The organism is Roseibium sp. R5, assembly GCF_055755305.1.
Genome location: NZ_CM146910.1, coordinates 1,318,421 through 1,331,036 on the forward strand (window position 1 = coordinate 1,318,421; position 12,616 = coordinate 1,331,036).

Annotated in this window: 15 protein-coding genes; 5 read left to right on the forward strand and 10 right to left on the reverse strand. The window is 57.9% G+C overall.

The window, feature by feature from the left end:
• Positions 1-19: 19 nt before the first annotated feature.
• The 4 genes from AC0J4F_RS06030 to AC0J4F_RS06045 form a co-directional block, all read right to left on the reverse strand.
• Positions 20-442, reverse strand: a complete 423-nt coding sequence (locus AC0J4F_RS06030) for a hypothetical protein (RefSeq protein ID WP_209180321.1) — start codon at positions 440-442, stop codon at positions 20-22.
• Between the two features lie 490 nt (positions 443-932).
• Entirely contained in the window at positions 933-1,118 is a 186-nt protein-coding gene (rpmF, locus tag AC0J4F_RS06035; RefSeq protein WP_008193743.1) for a 50S ribosomal protein L32, read from the reverse strand.
• Positions 1,119-1,299: 181 nt separating this feature from the next.
• Positions 1,300-2,031, reverse strand: coding sequence for a monofunctional biosynthetic peptidoglycan transglycosylase (gene mtgA, locus AC0J4F_RS06040; RefSeq protein ID WP_209180318.1), 732 nt, complete (start codon positions 2,029-2,031; stop codon positions 1,300-1,302).
• Positions 2,018-3,238 carry a class I SAM-dependent methyltransferase gene (locus AC0J4F_RS06045; protein WP_473025710.1) on the reverse strand — a complete coding sequence of 407 codons (1,221 nt, stop codon included), beginning with the start codon at positions 3,236-3,238 and terminating at the stop codon, positions 2,018-2,020. The genes mtgA and AC0J4F_RS06045 overlap by 14 nt, the downstream gene beginning before the upstream one ends.
• A 144-nt stretch (positions 3,239-3,382) precedes the next feature.
• Here AC0J4F_RS06045 and AC0J4F_RS06050 point away from each other — a divergent pair, with 144 nt between their 5' ends.
• The gene (locus AC0J4F_RS06050) at positions 3,383-4,288 is read left to right on the forward strand and encodes a polyprenyl synthetase family protein (RefSeq protein WP_473025711.1); all 906 of its coding nucleotides are present in this window, start codon (positions 3,383-3,385) and stop codon (positions 4,286-4,288) included.
• Positions 4,289-4,311: 23 nt separating this feature from the next.
• On the opposite strand, the gene AC0J4F_RS06055 is transcribed toward AC0J4F_RS06050, so the two are convergent.
• From AC0J4F_RS06055 to AC0J4F_RS06070, 4 genes are all read right to left on the reverse strand, one after another.
• The gene (locus tag AC0J4F_RS06055) at positions 4,312-5,235 is read right to left on the reverse strand and encodes a prephenate/arogenate dehydrogenase family protein (protein ID WP_209180309.1); all 924 of its coding nucleotides are present in this window, start codon (positions 5,233-5,235) and stop codon (positions 4,312-4,314) included.
• 14 nt (positions 5,236-5,249) lie between these two features.
• Complete coding sequence (gene hisC / locus AC0J4F_RS06060) at positions 5,250-6,392, reverse strand: histidinol-phosphate transaminase (protein ID WP_133952576.1); 1,143 nt, start codon at positions 6,390-6,392, stop codon at positions 5,250-5,252.
• Positions 6,389-7,261 (reverse strand): chorismate mutase, encoded by an 873-nt coding sequence (locus AC0J4F_RS06065; RefSeq protein WP_473025712.1) that lies wholly within the window; start codon positions 7,259-7,261, stop codon positions 6,389-6,391. The genes hisC and AC0J4F_RS06065 overlap by 4 nt, the downstream gene beginning before the upstream one ends.
• Before the next feature lie 88 nt (positions 7,262-7,349).
• Complete coding sequence (locus AC0J4F_RS06070) at positions 7,350-8,279, reverse strand: class I SAM-dependent methyltransferase (protein ID WP_209002598.1); 930 nt, start codon at positions 8,277-8,279, stop codon at positions 7,350-7,352.
• Between AC0J4F_RS06070 and gloB the strand changes: the two genes are divergently transcribed.
• From gloB to AC0J4F_RS06085, 3 genes are all read left to right on the forward strand, one after another.
• Positions 8,278-9,060, forward strand: coding sequence for a hydroxyacylglutathione hydrolase (gene gloB, locus AC0J4F_RS06075; RefSeq protein ID WP_473025713.1), 783 nt, complete (start codon positions 8,278-8,280; stop codon positions 9,058-9,060). The genes AC0J4F_RS06070 and gloB overlap by 2 nt on opposite strands.
• A 140-nt stretch (positions 9,061-9,200) precedes the next feature.
• Entirely contained in the window at positions 9,201-9,419 is a 219-nt protein-coding gene (locus AC0J4F_RS06080) for a hypothetical protein (protein WP_133952573.1), read from the forward strand.
• A gap of 90 nt (positions 9,420-9,509) precedes the next feature.
• Positions 9,510-9,953: a cupin domain-containing protein gene (locus tag AC0J4F_RS06085; protein WP_133952572.1), complete on the forward strand. Its 444-nt coding sequence runs from the start codon at positions 9,510-9,512 to the stop codon at positions 9,951-9,953.
• Between the two features lie 32 nt (positions 9,954-9,985).
• On the opposite strand, the gene AC0J4F_RS06090 is transcribed toward AC0J4F_RS06085, so the two are convergent.
• A complete protein-coding gene (locus tag AC0J4F_RS06090; protein ID WP_306149321.1) occupies positions 9,986-10,741 on the reverse strand; it encodes a tellurite resistance TerB family protein in 756 nt (251 codons plus the stop codon).
• 136 nt (positions 10,742-10,877) lie between these two features.
• Complete coding sequence (locus tag AC0J4F_RS06095) at positions 10,878-11,345, reverse strand: Lrp/AsnC family transcriptional regulator (RefSeq protein WP_422020499.1); 468 nt, start codon at positions 11,343-11,345, stop codon at positions 10,878-10,880.
• A 127-nt stretch (positions 11,346-11,472) separates the two neighbouring features.
• Between AC0J4F_RS06095 and hppD the strand changes: the two genes are divergently transcribed.
• Positions 11,473-12,585: a 4-hydroxyphenylpyruvate dioxygenase gene (gene hppD, locus AC0J4F_RS06100; RefSeq protein ID WP_473025714.1), complete on the forward strand. Its 1,113-nt coding sequence runs from the start codon at positions 11,473-11,475 to the stop codon at positions 12,583-12,585.
• Positions 12,586-12,616: the final 31 nt, after the last annotated feature.

The following is a 12,616-nucleotide window of genomic DNA, read 5'->3' on the forward strand; positions in this document are numbered from 1 at the left end:
GTTGCTGTTTCTTGTTGAATTAATGCATCTCACCGTGGCCAAAAGCGACATCGCGGCGGGCGCCGGTGATGGAGATTGAAAAGCCTGCGATCACGTCGATCAGGGCAATCACCATCAGGATGAAGAACACGGACGTCGCCGCCTGTGGAATGATCAGGAACTCCACCAGGAAAGCAACGAACACCAGCACGGACAGCATGTGATCGACAACCGCGGCCTTGCCGATCCGTGTGGCTTTCAGGATTTCGATGAACAAGAAGAACAGGCCCGCCGTGATCAGGAGATCGCTGGCGAGCAGCTGAAAGTCGGCACCGGAGACCATTGCAATTGAGAGGACCGGCGTTGACCAGAAATCCGGGTCCGCCGCGCCGGCAGTGAACGCAAAGCCGTTGTAGATCAAAAGGGCGAACAGCGTGAACGGAAGAGCGGATAACAGGCGCATCAGGCGGCTCCGGTGTGAAACAAGAAAATCCTCGCAGAAGGTCTAGCAACTTCGGCCCGGAAAGTCTCTGTGGAAGTCTGTGGGCACGCCTCTTTCAGTTGGTCCGCGCTATACTCAGCAAGAAGCCACCAACAGCATTGTTGTCGTTTGGAGTGAAGTGTTGTCTAGATCAGCGGACGTTAAACCGGCAACGGTGTCGCGCCCAAAGCTGATCGCTTTTGAAGTGGTCGAGTATCTTTGGGCGTTTGTTCTAAAACGAGCCATGAAGAAACTCGAGTGTGTGGCGGGAGGACGTGACCCCTCGCGGCCGCATTTGGCCGGCACCACCGATTTTGCGCCGCCACAGCGGCACTCTAGTGTTTTTTGCGGTATGCCCCAAAAAGAAAAAGGCCGACCTGTCGGAACAAGGTCAGCCTCAATCTTGTTTTGCCATACGGCGATCCAGCCTGATCACGGCTGCTTTCAGGACCAGCCCGAAAGCATGTCCGTCTTAGGCGTCGTCCTTAGCGGACAGGATCTGACGGCCCCGGTACATGCCAGTCTTCAGATCAACGTGATGCGGGCGACGCAGTTCGCCCGAATCCTTGTCTTCGACATAGGTCGGCTGTTTCAGGGCGTCCGAAGAACGGCGAAAACCGCGCTTCATGCGCGAGGTTTTTCTCTTTGGAACGGCCATTTTGTTTTTCTCCGTGGTCCATACCCATGCGGCCCGGACCGGGAAAGCCCGGGGCGTGGCTGCACGCAGGTGTTCGAATGCGCGGCGTTATACAGGCAACGCCGGCGTTTTGCCACCCCATTGATGAAATTTTCTTTTGACCTGATAGGTGGGATACCGGCCAGCGGATAGAGGCTTGTGATTATTTCCCCAGAACACATTCGAAAATTGGCCCGGCGCTGCGGACCCGGGCGACGTTCTTGGACGCCAGACGCTGGTGTCCTGCTGACGGTTTAGCTGGGTTGCGGCCAAGCGGATTGGGCAGAGCAGTTGCCAGCCGCGCTGCTTCCCGGCTGCTCAAGTCTTTGGCAGGTTTGCCAAACCAGGCGTGGGCAGCTGCTTCGGCCCCAAAAATGCCTTCACCCCACTCGGCGACATTCAGATAGATTTCCAGGATCCTTTTTTTGGTCAGGATCGCGTCCAGCATGAGCGCGAGCGGAATTTCCATCCCCTTGCGGATGTAGGACCGGTCATTCCACAAAAAGAGGTTCTTGGCGGTCTGCATTGTGATGGTGCTAGCCCCACGCGGACGCTCACCCTCACTCAGCGCCTCGACCTGTTCCCGCAAGGCGCCCCAGTCCACCCCGTGACTGATGCAAAACCTGCCGTCTTCCGACGCAATAACCGAGCGGATCAGATTGGGCGATATGTCTTCCAGCGGAACCCATTGCCTGTCCACCCAGAGAAATTGCACATAACGGGCGAGCATCAAGGTGCTGACCGGTGGCACGACAGAGTAAATCACGGTCAGGATCGGCGGCACCAATAAGAGAACCACGAGAAGCTGCACCAGCCGCCTGCGGAAACCCTTCCAGGTCAAGATCCCATGTTTGGACCTTCGGGTCTTGTCCGTTTTGGCCTCAGCCCGTGGCATTCATTTCCCGTTCGTTGTCGACGATAAAGTCCCGGATGATCGGCACGGCGTCGCGCTCTTTCGACAAAAGCAACTGCATCACCATGTTCGATCCGTGCAGGAACCCGAGCTCCGCCGCACACAGATAGAATTCCCACATCCGGCAGAAGCGTTCGTCGTAAAGATCGGCTGCCTCTTGCCACTTGTCCAGGAACCGCACCCGCCAATCCCGGCAGGTATAATAGTAATGCAGACGCAGGATTTCTGCGTCGCACACCCATAGCCCAAGGCGTTCGGTCGATGCAAAGACTTCCGAAAGCGCGGGCACATAGCCGCCGGGAAAAATGTACTTGCGGAAGAACGGACCGGTGGTTCCTGGCGGGGTCATGCGGCCGATCGAGTGGATCACGGCAAAGCCGTTGTCGGTCAGGCAGTCCTTCACCTTGGCGAAATACTCATCCTGGTGACCGATCCCGACATGCTCCATCATGCCAACGGAAATCACCCGGTCGAATTGGCCTTCAAATTCCCGGTAATCCTTGAGGACAAACGTGACCTTGTCTTCAACGCCGGCTTCGCGAACGCGTTCCTCGGCGATCTTTACCTGCTCAGGTGATACGTTCAGCGAGGTGACTTTGGCGCCGGCCTTCGCCATTTGGATCGCGAGAGATCCCCAACCGCCGCCGATTTCGAGAACCTCCATGCCCGGCTTTAAGTCGAGCTTTGCGACCAAATGGGTCAGCTTGGCCGCCTGGGCGTCCTCAAGGCTGTCGTCCGGGCTTATGTAATAGGCGCAGGAGTAATTCATCCCGTCATCGAGAAACAGGCGGTAGAGGTCGGTTGAGAGATCGTAATGATGCCGTGCCTGTTTCTTGGCTTTGTCGACGCTGTTGGCTTGCTGGCGGCGGCGGAAAGCCTTCCAGCCCTTGCGAAGGAGCCCCTGGACCGGATGCGCTCCCAATGGTGCCCGGTTGATCGAAAACAGAAACAAGAAATCGTAGCAGGTCGACCCTTCCTCCATTGTGAGTGTGCCGTCCATGTAGGCTTCGCCTGCTGCCAGCTCCGGATTGAGAAACAGCGACGTGTAAAGTTTTTTGTCATGCAGCCTGATTGTGACAGTCGGTCCGTTCTCGCCGGATCCGAATTCATGCAACGCACCGGACACATCATAAACGCGCATCCGTCCGTTCTTGATGAAGGTGCGGAGCAAGCTGGACAGCAATTTCATATGTCAATTCTCCAAGGGATTGCGGCCGGTGCGGCGGGTAGGCAAAAGCGGACTAATTCCAAAGACAAGCCTTGACGATACAGCGATTTCGCTTCAGGGAAACCCCATTGGCAAAGACTGTAAACCCGGCTCGGGAGCCCTTGTGTGACATTTGACCTGAAATCCCATCTGGCGGCGCAGGCCGGACTCATCGAGACGGCTCTTATCAGCCTGCTTGAGAACCGCCCGAGCGATGGCGAAATTTCCCGTCCGGAGCGGTTGATCAATGCCATGCGTCATGGGGCGCTCAACGGCGGCAAACGTCTGCGCCCGGTGCTGGTTATGGATGCGGCAGGGCTTTTCGGCCGGGCGGATGACGGGGTGGTGCAAGCGGGTTGTGCCCTGGAACTCATCCATTGTTACTCGCTGGTTCACGACGACCTGCCAGCCATGGATGATGATGATCTGCGCCGTGGCCAGCCGACGGTGCACAAGGCCTATGATGATGCGACCGCCATTCTTGCAGGCGATGCGCTTTTGACGCTGGCTTTTGATGTCATCACCGATGAGGCGGTGCATCCGGAGGCAGGAACCCGGCTGAGATTATCCCGCGAGCTTGCTCGGGCGTCCGGCATTGGCGGCATGGCCGGGGGGCAGATGCTGGATTTGGAATCGGAGCACCGGGACCGGTCCGAAGCTGAGATCCGGCACCTTCAATCGATGAAGACCGGTGCGCTTTTGCGCTATGCCTGCCGGGCAGGCGCCATTTTGGGCGATGCTTCAGATGCCGATGTGGACCGCTTGACCCGTTTTGGAGAAATTATCGGCCTCGCCTTTCAGCTGGCCGATGATCTTTTGGATGTGGAAGCAAGTCCGGAAGCCATGGGCAAGGCAACCGGCAAGGACGCAGAAGCGGGAAAGGCAACGCTGGTCGGCCTTATGGGCAAACACAAGACCCGTGCAGAGCTGCAGGCGCTTCTTGAGGAAGCCCATGGCCTGATGGCGCCTTATGGGAACAAGGCCACTGCGCTTAACGCATTGGCGGAGTACATCGTCACGCGCTCTAATTAATGGGTCCTGATCCTAAAGCCCAGTCAGTCGCCCGAGTGGCGGCCGAAGTCTGGTGCATCGGTTTCCTGACCTGCCTCGATGATCGAGCGGCGGATGCTGCGGGTTCGCTCAAACATATCGAACAATTTGTCGCCGTCGCCCCAGCGGATGGCCCTTTGCAGGGCTGACAGGTCTTCTGAAAACCGTGCCAGCATCTCTAGAATTGCGTCCTTGTTGTTCAGACACACATCCCGCCACATGGTCGGGTCAGACGCTGCAAGACGGGTGAAGTCCCGGAAACCAGAGGCCGAATACTTGATCACCTCCGACTTCGTGACCGCTTCCAAATCGTCGGCCGTGCCAACGATGTTGTAGGCGATGACATGAGGCAGGTGAGATACGATCGCGAGCACGAGGTCGTGGTGCTTGGGATCCATCAGATCGACGTCAGAACCGCAGCCCTGCCAGAACGCCTTTAGCTTTTCCAGCGCGTCCGGGTCGGTGTTTTCCGGCGGTGTCAGAATGCACCAGCGCTGATCAAACAGGGTTGGAAAGCCGGCATCCGGGCCGGACTGTTCGGTACCCGCTATCGGATGGCCCGGGATGAAATGCACACCTTCCGGCACATGCGGCGCGACCTGCTCGACAACGGACCCTTTGGTCGAGCCGGCGTCTGTCAGGATTGCCCCCTTTTTCAAGGCGGGAGCAATCCACTTTGCGATCGCTTCATTTGCCCCAACCGGCACGCAGAGGATGACAAGATCTGCCCCTTCAACCGCAACAGCGGCATCGACCGAATAGCTGTCGCCAAGCCCCAACTCCTCAGCCCGCCGAAGCGTTGCTTCGGAGCGGGTGGAGATGGAGATTTCTTTCACAAGGCCGCGCTGGCGGGCGGCCTGGGCAAGGGACGACCCGATCAGGCCAATCCCGATCAGGGCCATGCGCTCAAAAATGGGGGCGTTGGTCATAAGGTCTTTTTATTTTAGGCTTGCGCCAGAAAATCCTTCAGGTGCGCAACCACTGTGCGGTTGGCCTCTTCGCTGCCAATGGTCATGCGAATTGCGTTCGGCAGGCCGTAATTGCCCACCAAGCGCAGAACACAGCCGCGCTCCAGAAGATACGCATCCGCATCTGTTGCCCGTTTGCCATCAACGTCCGGGAAATGGACCAGAACGAAATTGCCAACACTTGGAGTGACCGTCAGGCCGAGTTTTTCCAATTCGGACGTCACCCACGGCAGCCATTTTTCATTGTGCTCGACCGATGCGGTCACGAAGGACCGGTCGCGGACAGCCGCTGCGCCTGCTGCAATCGCAACGCCGGAGACGTTGAACGGCCCGCGTATGCGGTTCATGGCATCAATCACGTGCGCCGGGCCGAAGCCCCAACCAAGACGCAGATTGGCAAGGCCATAGATCTTCGAAAAGGTCCGGGTCATAACAACGTTGTCGGCAGTCGCGGCCAGCTCGATCCCGCTTTCATAATCGTTCCGTCGGACATATTCACCGTAAGCGGCATCCAGCACGAGTAGAACATGTGGCGGCAGAGCTTGATGCAGGCGCTTGACCTCCTCAAACGGGATGTAGGTGCCGGTCGGATTGTTCGGATTGGCCAGGAAAACCATCTTTGTCTTGGCGGTCACCCGTTCCAGGATCGCGTCTACATCGGTGGTGAAATCTTCTTCCGGCGCAACGACCGGTGTTGCCCCAGCGGCGCGGATGGCGATCTCGTAAACGAGGAACCCGTGCTCCGAATAGATCGCCTCATCACCTTCATCGAGATAGGTGTTGGCGAGCATGCTCAGGATTTCATCCGATCCTGCGCCGCAAATGATGCGATCCGGATTGAGGCCGTAAACATCCCCGATCGCGGCCCGCAATTCGGTCGCCCCGCCGTCAGGATAAAGCTCTAAGGACTTTGCAACGCCTTCGATTGCTGCGGACACCGTGTCACTGAAACCAAGCGGTGTTTCATTTGACGAGAGTTTATGAAGTGTCTTGCCATGAGAGCCCTTGGATTTGCCCGGCACATAGGGGGCAATATCCAACACGCCTTGTTTCGGCTGCGGGCGGCTCTGAACGGCCGTCTGATCGACTTCAGTCACTGCAATCGTCATGTCATTCATCCCAAGTCCCCTGCATCTGCAGGGTCAAACACATCATCTGGATCGCTTGCCCCGTCAATTGGCGCTGCATAACCACCAACTGCTCTCAATACGTCTGGTGCGGCGCCTGCTTCCAGGCAAGCTGCCAAGACAGCGTCCTCCGGCAGATCGCCGGAAACGGCAAGCAGTGCATCCACGCCGGTTGCCGAGCGGTAGAAGCTCAGAACTTCGATCCCCTGGTCCATCAATTTGCCTGGCAAACGGTCAGACCAACGCGCGTCATAAACCGCAATTTCCGGCTTGTCGATGATCCTGTCGGATTTGGCAAGAACCAGCGCCGGCAAATCTGCCGGTCGTTCATCAACAAGAACGAGGGGCAAGCGCGCCCGGATCTGAGCACCGCTTTCATTCAACCCGCGCCACCAGGGCAGATCCGCCCGGTCGGTCAAGGCCACAAGTCCAATGTCTGAGACGGCATCGCTTACAGCGCCAGCAACATCCGCAGCATCGCTTCCCGGCACAAGGTCCGCCGAAAACCCGAAATAATAACGGGCAAGATCCAGCATGCCCACGAGATCACCGCTGCCGTCCAGATGAATCGCGGACCCAGCGGGCGGGTATAAGCTTGTTGAGAGGATTGCGCGCCAGATTTCTTCAAGGGCAACTAAGGGCAATGCGCCTTGATTGAGCTCTGCCAATGACCGGATCAGGTCGGTGTCACGGTCAAAGTCTTGGGCTCGGGAGGAGGTGTCTGCGCCCTCGTGCAGAGCGGCGAGATTGGTCTCTGTTTGGTGACGTTCCACCAGCGCATCGTGAATGCGCGCATCGATTTCAGCGAGACGGGCGCGGGCGGTATCGATTGATGCGCCGTTATCCGGGCTCCGGGTCATTCAAAAATCCCTCAAAACAAGCGTGTGCAGACGCGGCCCAGTCATAGGCATCTGTCAGGGCAAAGGCAAAAGAATTCCGGACCTGGCACTACTGCTCCGACCGTTCCCGGCGCACTGGTTTCAACCCGGTCGCTGCACCGTCCGGAATGAACACGGGGCGCAGAACCCGGAGGCGGCTCTTCTTGCCATCGACCGGCAAACTGCGGAACACCAGCTTTTCCGCTTCAAGGATCAGGATGCCGGCGAATGCCGGCCAGAATCGGCGCCCAAGGTTCTCCCAGGTCCGCGCCGTTCTCTGTATGCTGACCGCCCGCGATGGCGGCATGAAGAGGGCTTCAGAATCGCTCAAGACATTGAACTGGCAGTTCTTCATGAGTTCCTTCAGCTGGCTTCCCGAATACGGCCGGCCATAGCCGAATGGGGAGAGTTCCGAGCGGGCCCACAAACCGCGCCGATTGGGCACAACAACGATCACTCGGCCGCCCGGGGCGAGCACGCGCCACACTTCCCGGAGCATCGCCGATGGATCGGAACAATGATCCAGTGCGTGCACCAGCATGATCCGGTCGAATGTTGCGTCGGAAAACGGCAAAGCCTCATCTTCGACCAGGGCGCAGGAGTTGGCATGTTCCCGCGGCCAGTGGATGGCGCCTTGGGGGGCGGGCATGGCGGAGATTACCCGTTCGGCCGATCCGTGATACCGGCGCATGAACGGACCGGCATACCCGAGACCCAACAGGCTTTGCCCTTGAATATCCGGCCACATCTGCGCGACCGGTGCGCCGATCAAGCCTCGCAGCAACTGCCCAAGTGGAAGATCATAAAAGGCCCGCAAATGAACGACGTCGAGATACATAAAATTCGCCTGATGGAAGCTTGGACGGCGATTGAACAGGGAACTGTAGTGGAGCGCAAGACTTGAAATCCCGCCAAGCGGATACACCTCAATGGCTTGCCCGCAGCGCCGGTCTTTGCCACTGTGGCGCGCATTCCGATCCCCGGCCGAGGAGCTTCTCATGTCTTTAAGCGACACCACCGAAATTCATCAGTTTGCCTGCCTGGACGACAATTTTGGTGTCCTCATACATGACCGCGAGAGCGGCACGACCGTGGCTGTCGATGTGCCGGATGCGGCAGCCTATGAGGCGGCCTTGGCGGAAACCGGCTGGAAACTCAGCCATATCCTGATCACCCACCATCATTGGGATCACGTGCAGGGGCTGGGAGAGTTGAAGACCAAAACCGGTGCGGTGGTGATCGGTCCAGAGCGGTCACGTCAAAAGATCTCCGAGCTCGACCGGACCGTCGAGGACGGCGATGATGTCTTGTGCGGGCCTTATGAGGTCAAGGCCATTGCAACGCCTGGCCACACGCTGGATCAGATTTCCTGGTACATTCCCTCAATCAAGGTTGCCCATACCGGCGATACACTGTTTGCGCTGGGCTGCGGCCGGGTGTTTGAAGGCGACAAGGAGATGATGTGGGCCTCGCTGTCTCATCTTATGCACCGGCTGCCGGACGACACCACGATCTACTGCGGACATGAATACACCGAGGCCAATGCGAAGTTTGCCTTGACCATCGAGCCGAGCAATGAAGCCTTGCAGGCGCGTGCGAAGGAAATTGCCGACATCCGCGCTCTGGGCAAGCCAACACTCCCGACGACAATGGCAGCGGAAAAGGCAACCAACCCATTTCTTCGCGCAGGTGAAGCGTCGGTCGCGGACGCGCTGGGCATGGCGGGGCAGCCGGCAGAGGCAGTGTTCACTGAAATCCGCACGCGCAAAGACAATGCCTGATCGTGGTGCAGTGTCTTGACGCTGCATTTACCACCCGCCTGATGGTGCGGCTCGATCAAGAAACTTTGACCGGACCGCTAAAAACGCAGGCCAACCGCTCCTATATCCAAGTCGTTATGATCCTGTAAGGGGCAGAAACCATGACGACTGACAGGTCTTTAGACCCATCCGGACGGACTCCGGAACAACGCGCCCAGGATGTGGTGCAGAGAATTGCAAGCCAGGCCGAACCCATTCCACTCACCCACGGCGGTGGCCACCGCCTCGATATGCAAGTGCTCTACGAAGAAATCGTCGCCGCTCTCCGGGAAACCGTCGATGACATCGCGTTTTGCACCGAGTCCAAACCCAATCACTGACATTATTGTCCAACTCCCAATAAATCTCCGGCGCGGATTGGAAACACCTGTTATTCAGGTGTTCCAATTGCCTTAGACCACGGGACAGGTATGCCGGTTGATCCAACTCTTTCCGCCGACAACATCGTTGACCTCCTGAAGATGCAGCCGCATCCGGAGGGCGGGTTTTATGCAGAAACCTTTCGTGATGATGTCACGGACGCGCAAGGACGTGCGGCCTCCACGCTGATCTATTTCCTGTTGCCGGAAGGCGTCGTGTCCCGCTGGCACAGGGTGGACGCTGTGGAGACCTGGCACTGGTATGCCGGTGCGGCGCTGGAACTGTCCATCAGCTTGGATGGCAACGACAAGCAGGTGATCCAGCTTGGCAATGACTTGGCTGGCGGAGAGCGCCCGCAGGGCATCGTGCCGCGTGAGGCCTGGCAGCAAGCCCGCTCACTCGGAGCATGGACACTCGTCGGCTGTACCGTCGCGCCGGGATTTCAGTTCGAAGGATTTGAAATGGCGCCTGAAGGCTGGGAACCGGGGGCGTAACCGCTTCCCGGACCCCGTAGCAACTGAAGGTGTTACCCTGCCATCTCCGCTTCGCGGACCGCCATTTCAATTTCCTGCACCAGACCCTCTTCGAGGCCAAGCCGGGCGGCCAGCATCTGGAGATAGGCTTTTTCCGCCGGATGGTCCGGGTCAATGGCGAGCCGGGACGCGGCGTAGATCTCGGCTGCCGTTTCCGGGCAAGTTGCGCTGGCGACGACCTTGTCGAGATCAAGCGGCGAACGCAGCTCATCCATCAGGAACGCTTTGGCTTCGCTGTCGAGACCGGCTTCATCGATCTTTTCAAAGATCCTGTCTTGCTCGTCCCGGTCGATATGGCCGTCAGCCTTGGCGGCTGAAATCATGGCGGTCAGAAGGTTGACTGCGAACTGGTTTTCGCCGCCCGGCTGCTGTGCCGGGTCAAAGGCGGTGCCGCGCGGGGCTTCCAGCGGGATCGGCTCGTCTTGCGGATAGTGTGGACGTGGCGCGTTTTGCTTGTTGGCCTGATGGCCCTGATAAGCTTTGTACGCAAGACCGGCTACCAGCGCCAAACCGCCATAAGTGACCGCTTTTTTACCGATCTTCCGGCCGGACTTTGAGCCGAGCATCAAACCGGCAAGGCTGCCAAGTGCCAGGCCGCCACCTTGTGAGGACAGAAAATCCTTGCCTTGGGAGAGAAGATCACCGGATCCGCCACGCTGGTTCTGACCAGGATATTGGCCGCCTTGCCCGCCGGGGGCGCCGCCCTGGCTACCCAAAAACTGATCCAGCAAGGATTTTGCATCAAACATGTTTGGCTCCCTATGTCCGCAGAGGACGAAATCATCGTTCTTCAGATGGGAATTTTGCGCCCGGTCGCAAGGTTATGACGTAATTCATGACGGTTTTTCATCAAACAGTTTGGGTTAGCGACCGCTGTGCCGATATTCACGTCAAAGGTAACAAGTTGTCGTCCTTCAATGTGTCCATTGCAATGGAGGACTTCACGTGCTGGACAGCTTCCTGCGGCAAGAGTTCGTCGTTGACGATCCGGCTGAGAGCTTTCAGGTCCCGGACGACCACTTTCAGCATGTAATCGACATCCCCGGTGAGCGTATGGGCTTCCTGAACTTCCGGCATGGCGGTGACCATGTTGCGAAACTTTCGGGCGTTTTCCCGGCTGTGGGCGCCTAAGGTCACGCCGACGAAGGCTGTCACGGTAAAACCCAGGGCCTCTGGATCCAAGGCCGCCCGGTACCGGCGGATGATGCCGTTGTCCTCCAGCTTCTGCCGGCGCCGGGAGACCTGGCTGGCAGAAAGGCCGATTGTTTCGCCAATCTCCGCATTGGTTGCGGCTGAATTTTCCTGAAGGGCGGCGAGCAACTTCACATCAAAGCTGTCCAGTGCAATTTGCATGCTGATTTTTCTCTAACTACGCACGAAATACGCATCACTATACGGTAAATCACGCAGATTGCACACACCCTGCGCGCAGTCCCGGGCATTCTAGACGCTAAGTTTGCACTTTCCAGGAGGATCCGCCATGGGACCGTTCCCGCATAATGCGCCGCCGGCGCAAATCACCCCGCAGAATCCGGCCGGCACGGACGGTTTTGAGTTTGTCGAGTTTGCACATCCGGAACCGGAGAAGCTCGATGCTCTGTTCCGCAAGATGGGCTATGTGCCGGTCGCGAAACACAAGACCAAAGAGATTACGCTCTACCGTCAGGGTGACATTACTTATGTGCTGAACGCCGAGCCTGGCAGCCACGCCATGCGTTTCGTTGAAGATCACGGACCGTGTGCCCCGTCCATGGCATGGCGGGTGGTCGATGCGCAAAAGGCTTATGACCATGCCATTTCCAAAGGGGCGGAGCCCTACGCGGACAATGACAAGACGTTGAACGTTCCCGCCATCAAGGGCATCGGCGGCTCGCTGCTGTATTTCATCGAAGCCTACGGCGACAAGGGATCAGCTTATTCAGCGGAATTTAATTGGCTTGGGGACGTGGATCCGAAACCGGAAGGGGTCGGCTTCTATTACCTCGATCACCTGACGCACAACGTCTACCGCGGCAATATGGACAAGTGGTGGGATTTTTACCGCGATCTCTTCAATTTCAAACAGATCCATTTCTTCGACATTGATGGCCGGATCACAGGCCTTGTCAGCCGGGCGATCACCTCGCCGTGCGGCAAGATCCGCATTCCGCTGAACGAATCCAAGGATGATACCAGCCAGATCGAAGAGTATCTGCGCAAGTACAAGGGCGAAGGCATTCAGCACATCGCGGTCGGCTCGGATGATATTTACACCAGCACCGACAAGCTGGCGGACAACGAGCTGAAATTCATGCCGGGCCCGCCGGACACTTACTACGAGATGTCTCGTGGCCGGGTGCATGGCCATGATGAACCGATCGAGCGGATGAAGCGTCACGGCATCCTGATCGATGGCGAAGGCGTCATCGATGGCGGCATGACCAAGATCCTTCTGCAAATTTTTTCCAAGACCGTCATCGGGCCGATCTTCTTTGAATTCATTCAAAGAAAAGGCGACGAGGGCTTCGGCGAAGGTAATTTCCGGGCTCTTTTTGAATCCATCGAGGAAGATCAGATCCGCCGGGGCGTGCTGGCAACAGACGCTGCAGAATAACCGCGGCACCTAAAGAAAAGCCCCCTCAGGC

Excerpts from the sequence above, each read along its gene's own strand:
- AC0J4F_RS06030 (WP_209180321.1), bottom strand. The coding sequence starts at position 442 with ATGCGCCTGTTATCCGCTCTTCCGTTCACGCTGTTCGCCCTTTTGATC.
- rpmF (WP_008193743.1), bottom strand. The coding sequence starts at position 1,118 with ATGGCCGTTCCAAAGAGAAAAACCTCGCGCATGAAGCGCGGTTTTCGC.
- mtgA (WP_209180318.1), bottom strand. The coding sequence starts at position 2,031 with ATGCCACGGGCTGAGGCCAAAACGGACAAGACCCGAAGGTCCAAACAT.
- AC0J4F_RS06045 (WP_473025710.1), bottom strand. The coding sequence starts at position 3,238 with ATGAAATTGCTGTCCAGCTTGCTCCGCACCTTCATCAAGAACGGACGG.
- AC0J4F_RS06055 (WP_209180309.1), bottom strand. The coding sequence starts at position 5,235 with ATGACCAACGCCCCCATTTTTGAGCGCATGGCCCTGATCGGGATTGGC.
- hisC (WP_133952576.1), bottom strand. The coding sequence starts at position 6,392 with ATGAATGACATGACGATTGCAGTGACTGAAGTCGATCAGACGGCCGTT.
- AC0J4F_RS06065 (WP_473025712.1), bottom strand. The coding sequence starts at position 7,261 with ATGACCCGGAGCCCGGATAACGGCGCATCAATCGATACCGCCCGCGCC.
- gloB (WP_473025713.1), top strand. The coding sequence starts at position 8,278 with ATGTCTTTAAGCGACACCACCGAAATTCATCAGTTTGCCTGCCTGGAC.
- AC0J4F_RS06070 (WP_209002598.1), bottom strand. The coding sequence starts at position 8,279 with ATGAGAAGCTCCTCGGCCGGGGATCGGAATGCGCGCCACAGTGGCAAA.
- AC0J4F_RS06080 (WP_133952573.1), top strand. The coding sequence starts at position 9,201 with ATGACGACTGACAGGTCTTTAGACCCATCCGGACGGACTCCGGAACAA.
- AC0J4F_RS06085 (WP_133952572.1), top strand. The coding sequence starts at position 9,510 with ATGCCGGTTGATCCAACTCTTTCCGCCGACAACATCGTTGACCTCCTG.
- AC0J4F_RS06090 (WP_306149321.1), bottom strand. The coding sequence starts at position 10,741 with ATGTTTGATGCAAAATCCTTGCTGGATCAGTTTTTGGGTAGCCAGGGC.
- AC0J4F_RS06095 (WP_422020499.1), bottom strand. The coding sequence starts at position 11,345 with ATGCAAATTGCACTGGACAGCTTTGATGTGAAGTTGCTCGCCGCCCTT.
- hppD (WP_473025714.1), top strand. The coding sequence starts at position 11,473 with ATGGGACCGTTCCCGCATAATGCGCCGCCGGCGCAAATCACCCCGCAG.